A 20,168-nucleotide genomic window follows, 5' to 3' on the forward strand; every position below is an offset into this window, starting at 1 on the left:
TCAAGTATCCAGGTGATTTTTCACGTTCGATGCCGGTCTGGCTACAGCCAGCCTATCCTTTTCAGGCGCAGATACAGCAGCAGGCTGACCAGGGCCACGCCGCCGATCACTATCGGATAGCTGTATTGCCAATCCAGCTCCGGCATGTGCCTGAAATTCATGCCGTACCAGCTGAATACCATGGTGGGTATCGCCAGGATCGCCCCCCAGCCGGCCAGCCGTTTGACGACTTCGTTCTGCCGCACCGTTTCAAAGTTCAGATGGACCTGCATCGCCGCGATCAACATTTCGCGCATGCTGTGAATCGCCCGGTCGATGCGCTTGATGTGGTCGGCAACATCGCGGAAATAAATGCTTACGTCCTTGGGAATAACTTCGTTATGAAAGTGTATCAGCTCGTTGCAGATATCGATGCCCGGCGTAATGGCGCCTTCCAGCAGCAACAATTCGCGCTTCAGCTCGTAAAGTCCTTCCATGGTCTGCCGGTTGGGCCGGTATTGAAAAATCGCCGACTCCAGCACATCGAACCGCGCCTGCAAGCCGTCAATGACGGGCATATAGTTATCGACGATAAAATCCATGATCGAATACAACGCGAATCCGGGCCCTTTAGCCAATTGCTGCGGCATGGCTTCGCAACGCTCTCTGACCTTAATGAGGCTCTGCGAAGCGCCGTGCCTGACCGTGACCAGAAAGCGCGGCCCCAGGAAAAAATGAGTTTCCCCGAACTCGAGCTCATTATCCACAAGCAGGGCGGTATGCAGCACCATGAACAGCGAGTCGCCGTAATCCTCGATTTTCGGACGCTGATGCGCTGTACAGGCGTCTTCGATAGTCAATTCATGCAGACCGAATTCCTGCTGGATTTTGGCCAGCAGTTCGCTGTTCGCTTCACGCAAGCCCAGCCAGACAAATGTATTTTCCAGCTTCAGCACTTCGCTGATGTTTTCGATCGTCACCTCGCCGATACTGACGCCATTTTGATAGGCCGCGCAGTTTACGATCATGCTGTTGTTGATGGTATCTGTCAAAAAACGTCTCCTTGATTATTCAATGATGACCGGCGCATGCTCTGATAATTGCCGGTTATTATCCTGATTTCGGCATGCCGTCAAAAAAGCTTATCATTGGCTGATAAACAACACTTTTAAACCGTAATGACCAACAAGCCTTTCTCGCAGGCCTGCGAGAACAATAAAGACCCCATTCTGCAGGTTATCGGCACTGTTTTCAGCCGGCCGGCCACGGTCTGGGAGATCGGCAGCGGCACGGGGCAGCATGCCTGCTATTTTGCCGGGCAACTGCCACATCTCGACTGGCAGCCGACCGACCGGCCCGAACATATCGCCGGCATCAGCCTGTGGCGGCAGGAGGCAGGGCTGGCGAATTTGAGGCCGCCGTTAGCTATCGACGTGACTGATGCCCTATGGCCGTGCACCCGCATCGAGGCGTTGTTCACGGCCAATACGCTGCACATCATGAGCTGGCGGCAGGTTCAGGTTTTCTTTGACCGCTTGGGCCAGTACCTGATCCCGGATGCGCCGGTCTGCATTTACGGGCCTTTCAACTATGATGGCCGTTACACCAGCGACAGCAATGCCCGTTTCGACCAATGGCTGAAAGACAGAAATCCGCTCAGCGGCATCAGGGATTTCGAAGCGGTCACGGCCCTGGCGGCCTCGATGGGCATTGCGCTGGTGGACGATGTCGCGATGCCGGCCAACAACCGCCTGCTGGTGCTGAGCAAGCGGCCGACTCCCGGCTGAACGTCTATGCCGTCGCCAGCCGGTAGCATTCGTCGGCCTGATCGATAAGCACCGAAACGACATGTCCATCGAGAGTGCCTTGCTCCACGCGCTCCTTCAGGTGCTTGATGATTTCATCCTGTGGCATTCTGCCGCGGTACGAGCGATTCTGCGCCAAAGCCTGAAAGACATCGGCGACGCAGATGATGCGTGCTTCAAGACCGATCTCTTTGGGTGCGCGTTTGAAAGGATAGCCCAGGCCGAGCAGATTTTCATGATGATAACCGGCCCAGACCGGTATCGGCGTGTGACCGAACACGCGCCGCAGTATCCGGTAGGTGTCGTAGCTGTGCCGGCGGATGCAGGCGTATTCCCGCTCGGTCAGTTTGTCCGGCTTTTCAATGATGGCTTCGTCGACGCGCAGCTTGCCGATATCGTGCAGCAGGCCCGCGATCTCGATCAGGTCCAGCTCCGGCCCTGTCTTGCCCAGATGCCCGGCCAGGTAGCGCGCGATTTTGGCGACGCGCTGCGAGTGCTCTTCGGTATAGTGGCTTTTGGCATCGACGACACGGGAGAACAGTAGCGCCAACGCGCGCAGATCATTCAGATTCAGCGTAACCTGAGTCTGATGACTGCTGAACTCGCCCAGTTCCTCGTCCAGATATTCCGGGTCCATGGACAGCCAGAAGGCTTCCTCGTCGGCGGCCTGGGCGAAGGCTTCGACCAGTTCGGGAGCAAACATGCGGCCGGCCTGTTTTCTGGCATAGTCGAGGATGGCCGGGTATTCCAGCAGGATCTGTTCGGTGCCGATAAAAGGCAATTGCAACGTATCGACGCGGTCGGCAAGATAAATCAGGTTCGCGCGCAGTCGCGTGGATGCCTCCAGAGGCAGGTCCACCAGCGTTTCCCAAAGCGTATGGTGGTAGCGGATATCGGTTGCCAGATGGGCCAGCGGCGCGCAGGCACGCAGGTAGGCTTCGCCGCGGATGCAATGCGCCTCCGCGCCGTCCCACTCCAGGGTTTCGGATAAATTGCGATGCTCCTGCACCCTGGAGACGCCGCAATCGTGCAGCATGCCGGCATGCATCAGGGTCAGGCAATCGGTCCTGCTCCAGCCCAGTTCCCGGGCCACGTTCTTGGCCATGATCGCAACGCGTTTGCCGTGCTTGACTTCGTCGATGCCGACCAGGTCCAGCGAGCTGCTTAAAGCCGTCACTACGCTGTGTAGATCGATTTTCAGATATTCCATGGCGATACTCGCTAGGGTCGGTGTGGTAAACAATTTTTTGACAGCTGAAAGCGGAAATCATTCATGAACGGGCCGTCATCCCACCTGAATATCCACGCTCGGATAACGGACCCGGCGTTTTTGGGGCGTGGCGATCACATAGGCCGCCGTCAATGGTCCCAAACGCCCGACAAACATCAGTATCATGATCAGCCATTGGCCGGCTATCGAAAGCTCTGTAGTCAGGGCTCTGGACAGGCCGACCGTGCTGAGCGCCGACACGACTTCAAACAGGATGTCGAGCAGCGGCGCGCCTTCCAGCGCCGACAAGGCCATCGTGCCGACAATCACCAGCATCATGTAGATGACGCTGACCGAGAATGCCTTCATGACTACATTGCGCTGCACCGACCGGCGCATCATCGTGACGTCGTCGCTTCGGCTGAGAAAGGCATAAGTGGTCATGAACATGACGACAAAAGTGCCCAGTTTGATGCCGCCGGCCGTGCTCATCGAACCGCCGCCGATGAACATCAGCACGATCATCAATAGCGCCGTCGGGTCGGTCAGGGATTCGATAGGCAGCGTGTTGAAACCGGCCGTGCGCGGTGTGACGGCCTGAAACCAGGATGCCGTCAATTGCCCGGCCAGCGGCAGGTTCGCAATCGTTGCGGCATTATGGTGTTCAAACAGCCAGATCAGCAGCCAGGCGCCCAGGTTGATAATGACGGTCGCGCCAAGCATCAGCTTCGTGTACGGCTGCAATCGCCTCCAGCGGCGGCGCGTCTGCCACAGGTCCAGCAGCACGGCGAACCCGAGCCCGCCGATGATGAACAGGGAACTGATGATCAGATTGACCGGCACATGCCCGACGTAGGGCGATAAATTGTCTGCGGACAGTCCAAACCCGGCATTATTGAAGGCCGAAAGCGAATAGAAAAAGGCATGGAAAGCGGCATGATGCCAATCCATTTCGCCGCTCCAGATCAAAGTCAACAGCACGAAGGCGATGCTTTCGATCGCGAGCGCAAAATAAACCACGGCGCGCGCCACCAGGCGAACTTTGTCCAGGCTGGTCTGGTTGAACGCCTCCAGCGCCAGAATCTGATGCCTGACGCCGATTCTTTTGCCCATGCTCAGGATGGTCAGCACCGAAAAAGTCATGAATCCCAGGCCGCCGGCCTGAATCAGCAAGGCGATCACGGTTTGTCCGAACACCGTGTAGCGCGTACCGGTATCGACCACGACCAGGCCGGTCACCGTGACGGCCGAGGTGGATGTGAACAGCGCTTCCAGCCAAGTGATTGATTGAGTCGTGGACAGCGGCAGTTTAAGAATGGATGCGCCGAAAATGATCAGCACCAGATAGCCGGACGTCAGAACGGCCGGCGGGCTGGCTTTTAAAACCCTGTTTTTTAATGAGGATTGACCGCCTTCGAAGCGGTTGACGAGAGGTTCCATCATCGCCTTACATGAACCTGGCGGCAAGTGTCATCAGTGACTTTCTGGCCCCGGCCAGAACCACGGTGTCATCCGGCTCGATCAGGAACTGCCCGGAGGGGCACGGAAACAGTTGTTCGCGCCGTTTCACCAGAATGCCGAACACCTCGCCTTTGGCGCTCGACAACAGCTCGGCCAGGGTAATGCCGGTCATCTGCTCTGTGACCTGGATCTCGACGATATACTGCCTGCCGCCCAGCGCCATGTATTCGCGCATCATCGGATAAGCCAGCGCCTGGGCAGTGCGCGCGCCCATTTCCTCTTCGGGATGAATGATGCGGCTGACGCCCAGCCGGCTTAAAATCAGGTGATGCGCCTGCGTCGTGGCCTTGACCCAGATGTTGTCGATGCCCATGTTTTTCAGATGCACCACGCAGAGCAGGCTCGCCTGCAGGTTTTCGCCGATCGCTATGATCACGGCATCGAAAGCCGTCGGGTTGAGCTCTCTCAGCGCACGTTCATCCGTCACGTCGGCAATGGCCGTGTAGGTCAGCGTATCGGCCAGCGTCTCGATCACATGCCTGTCGCTGTCGATGCCGACGACGTCATGTCCCATCCTCATCAACTGAAGCGCCAGGGTAGCGCCGAAACGCCCCAGTCCTACCACTGCATACTGAGCCATAAACAACCCTATCAATTATCAAAATCCGCTTTATCGGCGAAAAGTGGCCGAAGGGTTCGGCCTGTTATTTTTACTTCTAAAAAACAGATATACACATCTGATTTTATCGTTTTTAAGAAACAACAGCGTCCATTACTATTTATTCAGACACACCGTTCAATCGTTCATTCAAATTACGAAACAATACAAGAGGCATAGACATGGCGGCTAACGTTGAAAATATTAACCTGAAAAAACAGCGTGCGGCTGAAATTGCTAGCCGGATTGGCCAGATGCTTGAGGATATCCGCTTTGGTTCGATTGAAATTGTCATTCACGACGGCAAGGTGGTGCAGATCGAGCGCCGCGAGAAGCTCAGGCCGGAAGTGTTCAGTAATTAGACTGGCAAGATCCACCGGATAACCGGGGATTCAAAAGTTACGCAACCTATCCTTCCCACGCTCCGCGCGGGAACGCATTCCGTAGCGCTCCAGCTGTGCGGGACGGGACACCGGAGTATCCCGAGGACAATTCCCACGCAAATGGGAACCATAAATAATCTACCGGATAAGCCGGAGATTAAATTAAAAAAGTTAAAGAAGACAGCAGGTGCCGGACAACCGGAAAGGGCTGTCCCCAGGGGGACGCATGAGGACCAACAACGTTTTACTGTTAACGGCCGCCATTAACGGCTTGCTAGCTGTCAGCAGTATTCAGCCGGCAACCGCCGCTACTGCCAAAGAGAAAGATGAAAAAATTGAATTACTGGAACGCCGCCTGCTTTTGCTGGAACAGCGTCTGGAAGCCGCCGAGCGTAGTGTTAAAGCTCCGGCTCCGGCTCCTGACGATAAACTGCAAGCGCTAGACCAGAAAGTGAAAATTCTGGAACGGAAAAACGAAGTCGACAAGGAAATCGCCATAGAAAACGCTAAAACGGCACCCGTATTTGAAGCCGGCCCGAAAGGCGTGAGCTTTTCGTCGGCCGACGGCAACAACTCGGTGCGTCTGCGCAGTTCCATACAAGCCGATGGCCGCTTCTTTGTCGACAATGAATCGAAGGTGAAGGACAGGTTCGAGCTCAAGCAGGCGCGTATCTGGCTGGAAGGGCGGTTCTGGAAATATTTCGACTATAAGCTCATGCCCGATTTCGGCTCCAACCAGACCATACTGGCCGATGCCTATGTCGATGTGCATTATTTTCCTTACGCCAGCCTGAATATCGGCAAGCAGAAAACGCCGATCAGTCTGGAGCGCCTCCAGGGCGACTCCGACGGTACTTTCATGGAGCGTGCCTATCCGACTTACCTGGCCAGCAACCGTGACGTGGGCGTCAAGCTGCACGGCAGTTTCGCCCGGCCCGGAGACAAGGTTCAGTACGCGGGCCCCATCGATTTCAAAAACTTCTTCACCTATGAAGTGGGCGTATTCAACGGCGGCGGCGATAACGGTGCGTCCGACTCCGACAAGGAAAACGAGGACAACAAGGAAGTGGCGGCCCGTCTGTGGGCGCATCCGTTCCAGAATTCCGGCAACAAGGTGCTGGACGGCCTCGGCGTCGGCGTCGCCGGCAGCTGGGAAGTGCCCAACAACAATAAGACCAGCGTCAAAAACCTGAAAAGCGCGCTGGGCCAGAACACGTTGGTTGACTATACCAAGGTCGGTACAGGCGCAACGGAAGTGGCCGCCGACGGCGAGCACTACCGCATTTACCCGCAAGCCTACTGGTATTACGGCCCTTATGGCTTACTGGGCGAATATGTGCTGTCGTCGCAGCAATTGACCGGCGATGGCGGCAATACCCACATCCAGCAGGACAATACGGCCTGGCAAATCCAGGCGTCCTATGTCGTGACCGGCGAAAACAACACCTTCCAGAGCGTCAAGCCGCGCTCGGCGTTCGATCCGTTCAACGGCCACTGGGGCGCCCTGCAGCTGGCGGCGCGCTGGACTGAATTGTCCATCGATGAGGACACGTTTAAACCGGTCAACGGCGTACAGCTGCTGAATCCGTCCAATTCGATCAGGGAAGCCAGTTCCTGGGCGCTTGGCGCCAACTGGTTCCTGAACCAGAACACGCGTTTGATGGCGGATTATGAGAATACGCATTTTACCGGCGGCGCGAGAAATGGCGGAGATCGCCCGGCTGAAAATGTGTTCTCGACGCGGTTGCAGCTGGTCTTTTAACGCGGTGCAGCAGGATGTGGGGGCGACTGAAGTCGCCCCCACAAGCCGACTCTTATCGAATAATTCGATAATTGGTTCTAATTATATCGTTTCTATTATCAATCCGGTTTCCGTACTATTTGCCTCAACAATAAAGGCAAACACTCAGAAAGCCGCTTTAAAAACCTTACTTATACCTTTGCAAGACAGGACATACCATGAAAACAAAAATAGGGCTGAAAACCGGTTTGCTGGCGGCGAGTCTTCTGATCAGCGGCGCCGCATTCGCTGACAGAACCCTGCTGAATGTCTCCTACGATCCGACCCGGGAACTGTATCAGCAATTCAATCAGGAATTCGTCAAATACTGGAAAGAAAAAACCGGCGAGACCGTCACGATCCAGCAATCGCACGGCGGCGCGGGCAAACAGGCACGGGCTGTTATCGACGGCCTCGATGCCGACGTGCTGACGCTGGCCATCAGTTACGATATCGACAAAATCGCCGCGAACGCCAAGCTGCTGCCTACGGACTGGCAAAAGCGCCTGCCCAACAACAGCGTTCCGTACACGTCGACCATGGTTTTTCTGGTGCGCAAAGGCAACCCGAAAGGCATCAAGAACTGGGATGACCTGGTGAAGGAAGGCGTATCGGTCGTCACGCCGAACCCCAAAACTTCCGGCGGCGCGCGCTACAACTACCTGGCGGCCTGGGCTTTTGCCGAAAAAACCTACGGCAGCAAAGAGGCCGCCAAGGATTTCGTGAAGAAACTGTACAAGAACGTGCCGGTGCTGGATTCTGGCGCCCGTGGCTCCACCACGACCTTCCTGCAGCGCGGCATCGGCGATGTGCTGCTGACCTGGGAAAACGAAGCCTACCTGGCCATCAAGGAACTGGGCAAAGGCGAAGTTGAAATCATTGTCCCGCCTTTCAGCATCCTGGCCGAGACGCCGGTGGCTGTCGTCGACACGGTCGTCGATAAGCATGGCACGCGCGATCTGGCGGAAGCCTATCTGAACTATCTGTATTCGCCGGCCGGCCAGAAACTGGCGGCCAAAAATTTCTACCGCCCGACCGATACCAAAGTCGTCGATGCGGTAGACCTCGCCAACTTCCCGCAACTGGAGCGCGTGACCGTGGATCAGGCCTTCGGCGGCTGGGCCAACGTGCAAAAGGATCATTTCGATGACAAAGCCATATTCGATCAGATTTATGCGCCTTAAAAGCATATTGTAGGGTACGCATTGCGTACCTTTCGGGCTCATAAAAAGATTGGAAGGTACGCGGTACGTACCCTGCAAGGCGGCCCTTATATCATTCTGTTGCCGGTGGGCATGAATAGGTTGTGCCCACCCTGCCATTGGCGGGCCTTTGGGGCGATACCTGTAAAAATTTATGCTCACCACCACTAAAAGCGTAAAAATCTATGAGTCAAAGTAATATCATGCCGGGCTTTCGCCCGACTCTCGGTTTCACCCTGTTTTATCTGGGGCTGGTCGTGCTGATCCCCTTAAGCACGCTGGTATTCAAAAGTTTCCAGTTGAGCTGGGATGATTATCTGTCCGTCATCACCAATGACCGCGTGGTCGCCTCTTTCCGCGTCAGCTTCGTGACCTCGCTGGCGGCGGCTGCCGTTGCCAGCCTGTTCGGTTTCATCATTGCCTGGGTGCTCGTACGCTACCCGTTTCCGGGCAAGCGCCTGTTCGATGCCCTGATCGATTTGCCGTTCGCCCTGCCGACGGCGGTTGCGGGCATCGTGCTGGCGACGATTTACCAGCCTAACGGCACTATCGGCCAATGGCTGACCGAGGTCTTCGGCCTGCAAGTCGCCTACAAACCGCTGGGCATCGTCGTGGCCCTGATTTTCATCAGCCTGCCGTTCGTCGTGCGCACGGTCGAACCGGTGCTGCAGGAGTTCGACTCGACCATGGAAGAGGCGGCATCGAGCCTCGGCGCTACCCGGCAACAGGTGTTTGTCCGCATTATCCTGCCCAATCTGTTGCCCGCTTCAATGACCGGTTTCGCGCTGGCTTTCGCGCGCAGCGTCGGCGAATACGGCTCGGTTATTTTTATCGCCGGCAATTTGCCCTATGTCTCCGAAATCGTGCCGCTGATGATCATCACCAAGCTGGAGCAGTACGAATACGCCGGCGCCACGGCGATCGCACTGACCATGCTGGTCATCTCATTTCTGCTGCTGCTGGTGATCAACCTGCTGCAATTGTGGGTGCGCAAGCGCTCCGGACAACTCTAGGAGAACCGACATGAGTGCTATTGCTTTCCCTGTCAATGAAGCCAAAGCCGTTGAGCGACCGCATGCGCTGCGCGATCCCGACTGGGTCAGATGGAGTCTGACCGCTATTGCCATCGGCTTTATCGGTCTGTTTTTATGTCTGCCTTTAGGTCTGGTCATGGTCGAAGCCTTCTCGAAAGGCTGGCAGACCTACTGGTCGGCGCTGACGCAGCCCGACGCCCAATCGGCCATGCAACTGACGCTGTTGACGGCCCTGGTGACCGTGCCGCTCAACACGGTGTTCGGCGTGGCCGCGGCCTGGGCGATCACACGCTTTGAATTTCGCGGCAAAAGCCTGCTGACGACGTTGATCGACCTGCCGTTTTCGGTGTCGCCCGTCATTTCCGGTTTGATTTTCGTACTGTTGTTCGGCGCACAAGGCTGGTTCGGCGAGTGGCTGTCGGCGCATGACGTGAAAGTCATGTTCGCGGTGCCGGGCATCATGCTGGCCACGTTGTTCATTACCTTCCCGTTCGTGGCGCGTGAGCTGATTCCCCTGATGCAGGAAATGGGCAGCGAAGAGGAAGAGGCGGCGCTGTCGCTGGGCGCGAGCGGCTGGCAAACCTTCTTCCTGGTGACGCTGCCGAACATCAAATGGGCGCTGCTGTACGGCGTGCTGCTGTGCAATGCCCGCGCGATGGGCGAATTCGGCGCCGTGTCGGTCGTGTCGGGCCACATCCGCGGTCTGACCAATACGCTGCCGCTGCATGTCGAAGTCAGCTATAACGAATATGACTTTGTCGGCGCCTTCGCCAGCGCCTCGATACTGGCGGGGCTCGCCATCGTGACGCTGGTATTGAAGAGCGTGCTGGAATGGCAACAGGGCCGGCGATAAATCCGACGTTGGTAGGCTGGTAGGCTGGGTTGATAAACCCAGCAATCCGTGCCGCCGATGCTGGGTTTATCAACCCAGCCTACAACAGCTTCAATAAATTTTTGAGACGACTTATGAGTATTCTGCTTTCCAACATCAGTAAAAAATTTGGCCAGTTTTCGGCGCTGAACAATATCAACCTGGAAATTCCCGAAGGCGAGCTGGTTGCGTTGCTCGGGCCATCGGGCTGCGGCAAGACCACGCTGCTGCGCATCATCGCAGGGCTAGAACAGGCCGATCAGGGGCGCGTGCTCTTGAACGGCGAAGACAAAACCGAGCAACACGTCAGCCATCGCGGCATCGGCTTCGTCTTTCAGCACTACGCGCTGTTCCGGCACATGACCGTATTCGACAACGTGGCTTTCGGCCTGCGGGTCAAACCGCGCAGCCAGCGGCCTCATGAAAACGAGATCATCAGGAAAGTCCATGCCTTGCTGGAGCTGGTGCAACTGGACTGGCTGCACGACCGTTACCCGGATCAGCTGTCCGGCGGCCAGCGCCAGCGTATCGCCCTGGCGCGCGCCCTGGCCGTGGAGCCGTCGGTGCTGTTGCTGGACGAGCCGTTCGGCGCGCTCGACGCCAGCGTGCGCAAGGATTTGCGCCAGTGGCTGCGTAATCTCCACCACGAGTTGAACGTCACCAGCATTTTCGTGACGCATGACCAGGAAGAAGCCATGGAAGTCGCCAGCCGCGTCGTCGTGCTCAACCAGGGCCGCATCGAGCAGCAGGGCTCGCCCAGCGACATTTACGACCATCCGGCCAATGCCTTCGTCTCGCGCTTCATCGGCCAGACCAATGTGTTCGCGCCGGACCAGCAGGATGACATCTGGCTGTCCACGTACGAGATACAGCCTGGGAAAACCGCGCACGTGCGGCCCCATGACATCGATATCGAGAAGACATCCGATCAGGATGCGCAGGTCACGTTGAAAGACTGGCAGCATCTGGGCGCGCTGATTCGCATCGAGCTGGTCAAAAATGGTTCAAACGACAGGTTTTATGCCGAAATGCCTAATGAGCACTTCAAGCGCCTGCAACTTGGCAAAGGCGATAAGGTATCCATGCGCATCCGCCAGGCACACTGGTTCTAGTAGGCTGGGTTGATAAACCCAGCATTTGAGGCCGTCCATGCCGGGTTTCCGCTAAAGCTCCAACCCAGCCTACACATGTTGTCAAATACCGTAATCAACATAAAGGACTATAACCGTGAACTTGAGCCAACTGGAACTCCTGCGTGTGCTGCAGGAAACCGATTTAAACCTGTCCAAGGCGGCAGACCGGATGCACATCGTGCAATCGGCCGTCAGCCGGCAGCTGCAGCTTTTCGAAAGCGAGCTGGGCTCGCCTCTGTTCGAAAGAAAAGGCAAAAAGCTGACCGGACTGACGCCTCTGGGGTTTCGCATCATGGACGAAGTGTCGACGATCAACATGGCTAAAAAGAACATCCAGACCATCGCGGCCGATTACCTGGACAGCCATCAGGGCACGCTGCATATCGCGACCACGCATACCCAGGCCAAGTATTTTCTGCCGACGCCGATCCGGCGGTTCCGCGAAAAATTCCCCGGCGTCAGGATCTACATGATCCAGGCCTCGCCCGAACAGTTGATCGACCAGTTGCACGCGCACAAGGCCGATGTCGCGATCTGTACCGAGAAAGTCGATGAAGACGCCGAACTGGTGCTCAAGAAATGTTACGAATGGCACCATGCGGCCGTCATGCCGCAGGATCATCCGCTGAGCGCGGGCGAGATCACGCTGGAGCGGCTGGCATCCTTTCCGATCCTGACTTACAGCTTCGGTTTTACGGGGCGGTCGAACATCGAACACGCCTTCAGGAGCGAGGGACTAGAACTCGACATCATCCTGGCCGCGGCCGATACGGATGTGATCAAGACCTACGTGCGCTTAGGGCTGGGCGTCGGCCTGATCGCCGGCATGGCCTATGACGCGCTGGCGGACAAGGATCTCGTGGCGCGCGACCTGTCGCACCTGATTCCGCATTCGACGACCAAGATCGCTTACCTGAGGCATAACTACCTGCCGCTGTACAGCCAGCATTTCATCGAGGAACTGCTGAGTGCGGCCCGTCTTCGCCCTAGCAATGATCAGCTGGCTTATGTTTAGCTAACAGAGATAGTTGGGCTACGCGATGCTAATCCGATTTACGCCACTGAATTCAGCGTGTTTAATTCTGACATTAATTGATGATAGCACGATAGGATGGGCTTCCTTCGTCAACCCATCCTATCCGTTCTAACATCACAACTTTGTTGCCTTGGCTGTCCAAAAAAGGGAAGATACGCAAAAGCTTTATAATCCCTTCTTAGACACTTCTATATCCGCCACATGACAACCACAGCAGAACACTACGAGCACCACCTCGGCCCGATCTACGTTTGGATGGCTGGAGGTGCCGACGCCGCGCTGCAATCCGGAAGCGCTGAGATTGATGCGTTGAATTTGCCTGTCACCCAGGGAGACGTCATCCTTGATCTGGGGGCTGGCTTCGGAATGCATGCCGTTCCACTCGCACGCCGAGGCGCACGAGTGACTGCAATCGACTCATCGGTCGAACTACTGCGAACGCTCGCCGAACTTCGCGGCGATCTGCCCATTCAGGCCGTGAACGATGACTTGCTGGCCTTTCAAAACCACATTACAGAAGCGCCGTCTGCAATTCTCTGCATGGGCGACACGATCACTCACTTGCCCGAGTTCGGCGCCGTCGAGATTCTCATTGAAAGGGTTTCCGCCGAATTGCCGCCCGGCGGTATGTTCATCATCTCATTCCGGGATTATTCTGAGCCTCTCATCGGGGAACAGCGCTTTATCTCCGTAAGGAGCGACGAGAACCGCATCCTCACTTGCTTCTTGGAATACGAACCAGAGGCTGTCCTCGTACACGACATTATTCACGAACGCGCACCGGGTGGCTGGCAAACTCGGGTCAGCCACTATCGAAAGCTACGGTTGTCACCTCAACATCTGATCACCAGCCTCCAGTCAAACGGATTCAACGTCCGTCGTGAAGCCGGAGTTAGAGGCATGGTGCGCCTTGTTGCCCAAAACATTACACAATAAAAAGGCATATTTGATGGCTCAAGTAAAAATTTATGGCATTCGGGAAAAACTGGCTCCAGTGCGCGAGCGTTTGTCAGAGACCATCCACCAGTGTGTCATGGAAGCCTTGCAGTTCCCGGCCGACAAACGAGCGCATCGTTTTTTCATGATGGAGAAGGAGGATATGCTTTATCCATCAGGGCGCACCGATGCCTACACCATCATTGAAATCGCAATAATTGAAGGTCGTAGTATTGAAGCGAAGAAGATGCTCGTCCGCCTGCTTTTCGACAAAATCAGGGATGAAGTCGGCATCGCGCATCAGGATATTGAGGTGTGCATTCAGGAGAGCCCGGCGCACAATTGGGGCTTCAGGGGCATGCACGGCGATGAAGTCAAACTCAACTATAAGATCAATGTGTGAATCACATAACGCGGTGCTCCTGCCGACATCAGCTCGTAGGCTGGGTTGGAGCTTTGCGGAAACCCAGCTTTGGTGGCTTTGAAATGCTGGGTTTATCAACCCAGCCTACGGGCTTCACATAATGGCACTTATGCAAAGCTTTGCATAAGTGCCATTTCCAGCCTGTCGATAAGCATTTTCGAATGGCGGCTATAAGTCATAAATTGTTCGCTCAACGTAGAGCTAACCGGCGCTGCGCGGCTTTATTACGTTGTTTGTAGGGTACGCATCGCGTACCTTTTCAAATTTTTCCGTTGAATTAAATCCGAAAAGGTACGCGGTGCGTACCCTACCGGGCTAAACAGTCTCATCGAACAAGACCACCGGGCCATCAAACGGATCGTCAGGCCGATGCTCGGCTTCAAAACCTTCGACTCGGCCTGCTGCACCTTACGTGGCATCGAGCTGATGCATATGATCAAGAAGGGCCAGATGCTCGATGGCAATGGGATGAAACTGTCTGCGGCAGGACAATTCTATTCATTGGTAGCCTAAAGCCCTGCGAAACTAGCAGAACTGTGCTCGAAGAAAATTAACGCAACAGAACCGGTTTTCGTACCGCTGGACTTCAAACCCCTTTTAGTGAGAGGCCATGTATAGCTAATAGGTTCTTATTCAACCTCAAGTTTCTTGAAGGACGCCCCTTCTATCGATGCATCCCCCATCAGACCCTTCTCACCGAAGGTGAATGAAACAATAGGACTTTGAAGATTGGTGGTATCCAGTGAACCGCCAGCTCCTACTTTACCCACCGCTACGGAAACATCGGCGCCGATCTCAAAGTCACGTTTGCCGGTCCGGAAAAGGTCAAGAGTCGCTTGGTCGTTGAAGACCAGAATCAGTGAATACCACTGTATACCGGCTAGGAAACCGAACTTCCCGGCACGGTTGGTGTAATATTCAACTGGCTTTCCCCCGACCTGCATCACGCATTTTCCGCCCTCAACGCCTATAATGAAGCCGCCCTTGGTAATCTCTGGGCAGACGAGAATACCCTTAGCGTGATTAAACAACGTCTCTGCTCCTTTGGTCTCACTCTGGAACCGTGCTACAGCCGCTGATGCATCCGTTTCCAGTTTTTTTGCATCCGCGGCTGTAAAAGCTGCCAGCGCCTGTCCTGTCAACAGCATGCTCACTGCCAGTATCGTGCCTTTTATAATAAATTTCATATTGTTTCTCCTTCGTGCAAAAAATTTCATAAATATTATCGATTCGATAGTCCGGCTTTAATTTCCAGTATTTCGTTAATAAATTTATTTTTTTGATGAGGAAGGATTAGAGGAAGGATTATATGTATTGGGACTATTTTGTTTTTTCTCTTTGGTGGTCATGACCTTGTCCTTCTTACATTTGAATTGTTAAACAATCATGAACTGAATTTCGTTAACTTGGCAATTGGTATGACTACCAAGCTTGTACCGTAGGATGCAGTAGGGGACGAACCGGATCATTTGAACTCGACAATAGTGATACGAGGGGCGTAGAGTACAAACAGCAGGCTGAGATTGGAGTTTGTACTATCGAACGCCTGCTTCATACCTAATAGCAGACACAAGAGAATGAGAATCCGAACTTCCGAAAAGGGTCGCTTTTTGCCTGTCGATTGACTGACGTAGTTGTGCCAAAAGCAGTCTGTCGATAATTTAACGGTGATCGGCAGGTTTCGGCCAAACTAGTCTTTCGCTTATGCCTGCCAGCCATTTGCGAACGACCGCTTGCTTAATAATGAATAATGGAGCGAGTGCTTCGTGCCCAAGTGTCCGTATTTCGAAATTGCTCGATCGCCTTTCAGAAAGCGAACGTTCGAGGTCCAACGTTATTTGCCCGTAACTATCTACAGCGGCCTCCAAATACACGACGGATAATTTTTGCGCGTCCGGAGTCTATTAGTTAACAGGTTACCAGGCGGAGAGTTAGCGATGATTCGAATCCGAAAGGCTGACGAGCGAGGGCGCACCCGACTTAGATGGCTGGAAAGCTATCACACGTTCTCTTTCGGCACGTATTACGACCCACAGCACCCGGGCTTTCGAACGCTTCGGGTCATCAACGAGGACCGGGTCCAACCGGGACAGGGATTCGGCACCCACTCGCACCGGGACATGGAGATCATCAGCTACGTGCTGGATGGCGCACTGGAGCATCGGGATAGTCTGGACAACGGATCAGTGATCCGCCCCGGGGACGTTCAGCTCATGCGCGCGGGCACTGGGGTCATGCACAGTGAGTACAACCCCTCGAGTGAAGACTTCGTCCATTTCCTCCAGATCTGGATTCTTCCCGACGAGCAGGGGCTGGCGCCGGCCTACGAGCAGCGCCACTTCCCGCTCGATGCGCGACGGAACGTCCTGCGGCGGGTCGCCTCCCGAAACGGTCGGGACGACTCCTTGCGGCTGCATCAGGACGCGGAGTTGTACGCCACCATACTCGAGCATGGTCATTCCGTGATCCATGAGCTTGCCGAGGGTCGCCACGCCTGGGTGCAGGTAGCCCGAGGCCGCGTTCGCCTGAACGGCCTCTCCCTGCAGGAAGGGGATGGCGCCGCCCTCAGCGATGAGCCCCGGGCGGAAATAGTGGCTGACGGTGCGGCCGAGCTGCTGGTATTCGATCTTGGATAGGGCGACGATGATGACTCATGTCAAAGAGGCCCATCCCGGCTACCCGATCGAAGCATTACTGACGAAAAGGTGGAGCCCTTACGGTTTCGCAGGCCGGGACGCCGCCACGGAAGACCTGCTCGCTATCCTCGGGGCCGCGCGCAGGGCGTCGTCCTCTTAGCGAGAATCCGATATCGATAGCGGTAAAGCCGAAATTCCCATATTCGATGTGGAGGCTATCATGGCAAATCAAAACGCTCCGGGTGAACCCGGCGGCCATTTGGCCTGGCCGGATCTGCCGTTGAAGGCGTGGCAAGACACTTACGCGACCTTGCACCTGTGGACTCAGATCGTTGGCAAAATCCGGCTGGCCCTGACACCCTGGGTCAACCACTCCTGGCATGTCGTGCTCTATCTGACGACCTCTGGGCTGACGACCTCGCCGATTCCCTATCAAGACCGGACTTTCCAGATCGATTTCGATTTTATCGAGCATCGGCTCGTGATCCGGACCAGCGATGGCGCGGCGCAAACGATCCCGCTTCAGCCTTGCACAGTGGCCGATTTTTACCGGGACGTGTTTGCCGCGCTTCGGGCGCTGGATATTGAGGTCGCCATCTGCAAAAAACCCAACGAAGTGGCCCATCCGATCCCCTTCGACCGGGATCGGGAACACATCGCCTACGATGCCGAGTACGCGCATCGCTGCTGGCAGGCGCTGGCTCAGGCGGACCGTGTGTTCAAGGCATTCCGCGCGGGCTTTATCGGCAAATGCAGTCCGGTGCATTTTTTCTGGGGCAGCTTCGATCTGGCCGTCACGCGCTTCTCCGGCCGGCGGGCGCCCGAGCACCCCGGGGGCGTGCCCAATCTTCCCGACGGGGTGGTCCGGGAGGCTTATTCCCACGAAGTGAGCAGTTGCGGCTTCTGGCCTGGCAACGAGGCCATACCGTTTCCGGCCTTTTACGCCTATGCCTATCCGGAACCGCCCGGTTTTCCGGACGCCGCCGTGCGTCCCGAACAGGCTTTCTACAGTCCTGATCTGAAGGAGTTCATCCTGCCTTACGATGCAGTGCGGCAGGCGGATTCGCCCGACCGGCTGCTGCTGGAGTTTCTGCAAAGCACCTATGAGGCAGCCGCCGATCTGGGGCATTGGGATCGGCCGTCGCTGGAACGCAACATCGCAGGCCGAGAGCCTACCTTTCCCAAAACTTAAAAGTTGCCGACGGCTGATCCGGGCGGCCAAGAGGAAAGGCGATTGATCCTGGCGCGTGTTCAGACTTCTCTCACGCCGGGCGTTTCACGCGCTTCCACCTTCAGTTCACCCGTAACGGCGAGCACCTCATGCCGGGTCGCTTCCCCCTCGCGCCAAAAGCGGATATCGACGGTTGCCTGGCCCACCCGCAGCTGGTGAAGGGTGATGTCCGGCAGCCAGCGGGGCAGCGCCGGATCGATGTAGAGCGTCTTCTTGTGGGCGTCGGCGTCGAGCCCCAGGATGGCGCGAATCAGATGAAACACGCTGCCCGCGGCCCAGGCCTGGGGCACATTCGCGCCGAGGTACTGGACCGGGAAAGTCCCGGACCTCCGCCGGATGCCCGCATACAGCTCCGGCAGGCGGTGGAACCTGAAGTAACTGGCGGCTTCGCTGATATCGCGGGCAATCATCCCCGCTTCTTTCGCAAAACCGTAGCGCTTGAAGCCCATGGCGATGATCCCGTTGTCGTGCGGCCACACCGAACCATTCTGATAGGAGAACGGGTTGTATGCCGGGTTTCTCTCGGAGAGCGTGCGGATGCCCCAGCCGCTCCACAGATCGGGTTTGAGCAGCCGCCGGACCACCTGCTCGGCACGGTCCGGGCTCACGATGCCGCTCCAGAGCAGATGGCCGGCATTGGACGCGATCGTCTTGACCTGTCGCTTGTCGCCATCCAGGGCGTAGGCGTAGTAGCCGAGATCCTCGCACCAGAACTGCTCCTCAAAGCGACTCTGCAGCTCGGCGGCTTCTTTTCGCAGCCGTGCAGCCCGCTCGGGATGGCCGAAGTATTCGGCCCCATCCGCGATCCGAAGCTTGGCATCGAAGACATACCCTTGAAGCTCGCACAAGGCTTTCGGCCCTTTGACCAGCGAGCCGTCCGGATAGACCACGGCATCGCCGGCGTCCTTCCAGCCCATGTTTTCGTAGCCGCGCGTGGAACGGGTCTGATACTCCTGGAATCCGTCACCGTCACGATCGCCGTAATGATCGATCCACTCCAGGCACCGCCATACCACGTCCTCGTAATGGGGGAAAAGCAGGTCATCGCCCAGCCATTTCCAGGCTTCATGCAGCGCAATCAGATACAGGATGGTCGCGTCGGCCGTGCCGTAATAGGGCGTATGCGGAATGCGCCTGAAATGCGCCAACTCGCCGGAGCGAAGCTCGTGGGGCATCTTGCCGGGCTCGGCATCCCGGTAATCGTCGATTTCGGTCGCTTGAAGATCCGCCAGGCGCCGCAATGTACCGCGAGCGAAATCCGGATAGACGATCAGGTTCTGTAGGCTCACGATCAGGCTGTCACGGCCGAAAACGCTGACAAACCAGGGCACTCCGGCCGCCGCCAGTATCTCGTGCCGATGCTCGCCACCACGGGGCAGGCGCAGCGCCGCCATGTCTTCGACGGATTGCCGATACAGCCGATAAAAATCTTCGTTCGAAGTGGTGATCTGAGTGGTGACCTGCTTCCAGCGCGAGAGACTGTGGGCGGTTTGGGACCGATAAAGCGCATGGGCGCATTCCTTTGGCGCTCCATGGAGGAAGTCGTCTTCAAGGATCTCGTATTTGCAGCAGGTATGCCAGTCGCCGCCGGGCGGGAGATCCACCACGAAATTGAGGCGGCCGTTGCCGTATATGGCCTTTGAGGTACAGCGCTCCATCCTCACGATGAAAGATCTCCTAAAATCGTCGTGGGAATAGCTGGTGATCAACTGCTGGGAGTCGCTCTCCCATTCGGTTTCGATATGCCCTCTGCGCGTAAACTCTTTGGCCCTGACTTCAAAGATATCGGCAAAATCGGAGCGAATCAGGATCTCAAGATTGAAGTGCAAAGGCTGGCAACTGTAGTTCCGGAGATCAATGTCCTCATGCAGCCCTTCGGCGACTACACGGCTCAACACGAGTCCCAGGATTGCCGGCGCGATTTCGCCATGCTCCGTGATGACTCTGGGGTTTGCCAGGTAGGTCCGCGACGCGTAATAGGTAATTGCCGCGGAATTCAGGAGGGTCCAGGGCTGACCATCGATGTAGAGTTGATAGCGGCTGATGTATCGAGTATCCCGGGAATAGAAACCCTGATCGGAAGCATTCGTGATGGATCCGTCGAATTCGGAGACCAGGAAGGTGTTTCCATAATTGATGGTAATGACGGGAGGACCGACCGTGACATCCAGAGCCATGCAAACTGCCTCCACAGAGAGGAAAACAGTCTGTTGGACCTGGCGGATTCAGGCAGGTTCATGTCACCCGCCTGGAAATTTTCTTTACTAGAGTGTGTTATGAACTTGTTGTGATTGCCAGGTTATTCGATGCTCATGAATCAATCGAGTTGTCGGATCTCTAAAACGTGTATAAATTCAGGAACGACTAATAATCAACTATGGGTGAAAGC

18 protein-coding genes and 1 pseudogene are annotated in these 20,168 nt (G+C 56.0%); 13 read left to right on the forward strand and 6 right to left on the reverse strand.

Annotated elements, in window-relative coordinates; translation table 11 throughout:
- Positions 1-41: 41 nt before the first annotated feature.
- On the reverse strand, positions 42-1,007 hold the full coding sequence (gene corA / locus METLU_RS0114075) for a magnesium/cobalt transporter CorA (protein WP_036243786.1): 966 nt from the start codon (positions 1,005-1,007) through the stop codon (positions 42-44).
- Positions 1,008-1,157: 150 nt separating this feature from the next.
- On the opposite strand from corA, the gene METLU_RS0114080 reads away from it, so the two are divergent.
- Positions 1,158-1,766, forward strand: coding sequence for a DUF938 domain-containing protein (locus METLU_RS0114080; protein WP_027158777.1), 609 nt, complete (start codon positions 1,158-1,160; stop codon positions 1,764-1,766).
- Between the two features lie 4 nt (positions 1,767-1,770).
- On the opposite strand, the gene METLU_RS0114085 is transcribed toward METLU_RS0114080, so the two are convergent.
- The 3 genes from METLU_RS0114085 to METLU_RS0114095 all read right to left on the reverse strand — a co-directional run bounded on the left by METLU_RS0114085 (position 1,771) and on the right by METLU_RS0114095 (position 5,095).
- The gene (locus METLU_RS0114085; protein ID WP_027158778.1) at positions 1,771-2,994 is read right to left on the reverse strand and encodes an HD-GYP domain-containing protein; all 1,224 of its coding nucleotides are present in this window, start codon (positions 2,992-2,994) and stop codon (positions 1,771-1,773) included.
- Positions 2,995-3,069: 75 nt separating this feature from the next.
- On the reverse strand, positions 3,070-4,437 hold the full coding sequence (locus tag METLU_RS0114090; RefSeq protein ID WP_027158779.1) for a TrkH family potassium uptake protein: 1,368 nt from the start codon (positions 4,435-4,437) through the stop codon (positions 3,070-3,072).
- 4 nt (positions 4,438-4,441) lie between these two features.
- On the reverse strand, positions 4,442-5,095 hold the full coding sequence (locus tag METLU_RS0114095) for a potassium channel family protein (RefSeq protein ID WP_027158780.1): 654 nt from the start codon (positions 5,093-5,095) through the stop codon (positions 4,442-4,444).
- A 200-nt stretch (positions 5,096-5,295) separates the two neighbouring features.
- Here METLU_RS0114095 and METLU_RS0114100 point away from each other — a divergent pair, with 200 nt between their 5' ends.
- The 10 genes and pseudogenes from METLU_RS0114100 to METLU_RS27395 all read left to right on the forward strand — a co-directional run.
- On the forward strand, positions 5,296-5,475 hold the full coding sequence (locus METLU_RS0114100; RefSeq protein WP_027158781.1) for a YezD family protein: 180 nt from the start codon (positions 5,296-5,298) through the stop codon (positions 5,473-5,475).
- A 247-nt stretch (positions 5,476-5,722) separates the two neighbouring features.
- Positions 5,723-7,258 (forward strand): OprO/OprP family phosphate-selective porin, encoded by a 1,536-nt coding sequence (locus METLU_RS25380; protein ID WP_051299914.1) that lies wholly within the window; start codon positions 5,723-5,725, stop codon positions 7,256-7,258.
- A 197-nt stretch (positions 7,259-7,455) separates the two neighbouring features.
- Positions 7,456-8,460 (forward strand): sulfate ABC transporter substrate-binding protein, encoded by a 1,005-nt coding sequence (locus METLU_RS0114110; RefSeq protein WP_027158782.1) that lies wholly within the window; start codon positions 7,456-7,458, stop codon positions 8,458-8,460.
- Between the two features lie 203 nt (positions 8,461-8,663).
- On the forward strand, positions 8,664-9,491 hold the full coding sequence (cysT, locus tag METLU_RS0114115; RefSeq protein WP_027158783.1) for a sulfate ABC transporter permease subunit CysT: 828 nt from the start codon (positions 8,664-8,666) through the stop codon (positions 9,489-9,491).
- Between the two features lie 10 nt (positions 9,492-9,501).
- The gene (cysW, locus tag METLU_RS0114120) at positions 9,502-10,365 is read left to right on the forward strand and encodes a sulfate ABC transporter permease subunit CysW (protein WP_027158784.1); all 864 of its coding nucleotides are present in this window, start codon (positions 9,502-9,504) and stop codon (positions 10,363-10,365) included.
- Between the two features lie 113 nt (positions 10,366-10,478).
- Complete coding sequence (locus tag METLU_RS0114125) at positions 10,479-11,495, forward strand: sulfate/molybdate ABC transporter ATP-binding protein (protein ID WP_027158785.1); 1,017 nt, start codon at positions 10,479-10,481, stop codon at positions 11,493-11,495.
- A 115-nt stretch (positions 11,496-11,610) separates the two neighbouring features.
- Entirely contained in the window at positions 11,611-12,531 is a 921-nt protein-coding gene (locus METLU_RS0114130) for a LysR substrate-binding domain-containing protein (protein ID WP_027158786.1), read from the forward strand.
- Between the two features lie 222 nt (positions 12,532-12,753).
- Positions 12,754-13,488, forward strand: coding sequence for a class I SAM-dependent methyltransferase (locus tag METLU_RS0114135; RefSeq protein ID WP_027158787.1), 735 nt, complete (start codon positions 12,754-12,756; stop codon positions 13,486-13,488).
- Positions 13,489-13,501: 13 nt separating this feature from the next.
- The gene (locus tag METLU_RS0114140; RefSeq protein WP_027158788.1) at positions 13,502-13,891 is read left to right on the forward strand and encodes a tautomerase family protein; all 390 of its coding nucleotides are present in this window, start codon (positions 13,502-13,504) and stop codon (positions 13,889-13,891) included.
- Between the two features lie 336 nt (positions 13,892-14,227).
- Positions 14,228-14,425: pseudogene (locus METLU_RS27395) on the forward strand (DDE-type integrase/transposase/recombinase); the annotation flags it as partial.
- A 116-nt stretch (positions 14,426-14,541) separates the two neighbouring features.
- Here METLU_RS27395 and METLU_RS0114150 read toward each other — a convergent pair.
- Complete coding sequence (locus METLU_RS0114150) at positions 14,542-15,099, reverse strand: lipid-binding SYLF domain-containing protein (protein ID WP_027158789.1); 558 nt, start codon at positions 15,097-15,099, stop codon at positions 14,542-14,544.
- A gap of 750 nt (positions 15,100-15,849) precedes the next feature.
- Between METLU_RS0114150 and METLU_RS0114155 the strand changes: the two genes are divergently transcribed.
- Both METLU_RS0114155 and METLU_RS0114160 read left to right on the forward strand, forming a co-directional pair.
- Positions 15,850-16,548, forward strand: a complete 699-nt coding sequence (locus METLU_RS0114155; protein WP_027158790.1) for a pirin family protein — start codon at positions 15,850-15,852, stop codon at positions 16,546-16,548.
- Between the two features lie 220 nt (positions 16,549-16,768).
- Positions 16,769-17,740 carry a DUF5996 family protein gene (locus METLU_RS0114160; protein WP_027158791.1) on the forward strand — a complete coding sequence of 324 codons (972 nt, stop codon included), beginning with the start codon at positions 16,769-16,771 and terminating at the stop codon, positions 17,738-17,740.
- A 59-nt stretch (positions 17,741-17,799) separates the two neighbouring features.
- Here METLU_RS0114160 and METLU_RS0114165 read toward each other — a convergent pair whose 3' ends face one another.
- Positions 17,800-19,956, reverse strand: coding sequence for an amylo-alpha-1,6-glucosidase (locus METLU_RS0114165; protein WP_081679105.1), 2,157 nt, complete (start codon positions 19,954-19,956; stop codon positions 17,800-17,802).
- Positions 19,957-20,168 lie beyond the last annotated feature (212 nt).

The sequence above is a fragment of the Methylobacter luteus IMV-B-3098 genome, from assembly GCF_000427625.1.
Classification (GTDB): Bacteria; Pseudomonadota; Gammaproteobacteria; order Methylococcales; family Methylomonadaceae; genus Methylobacter; species Methylobacter luteus.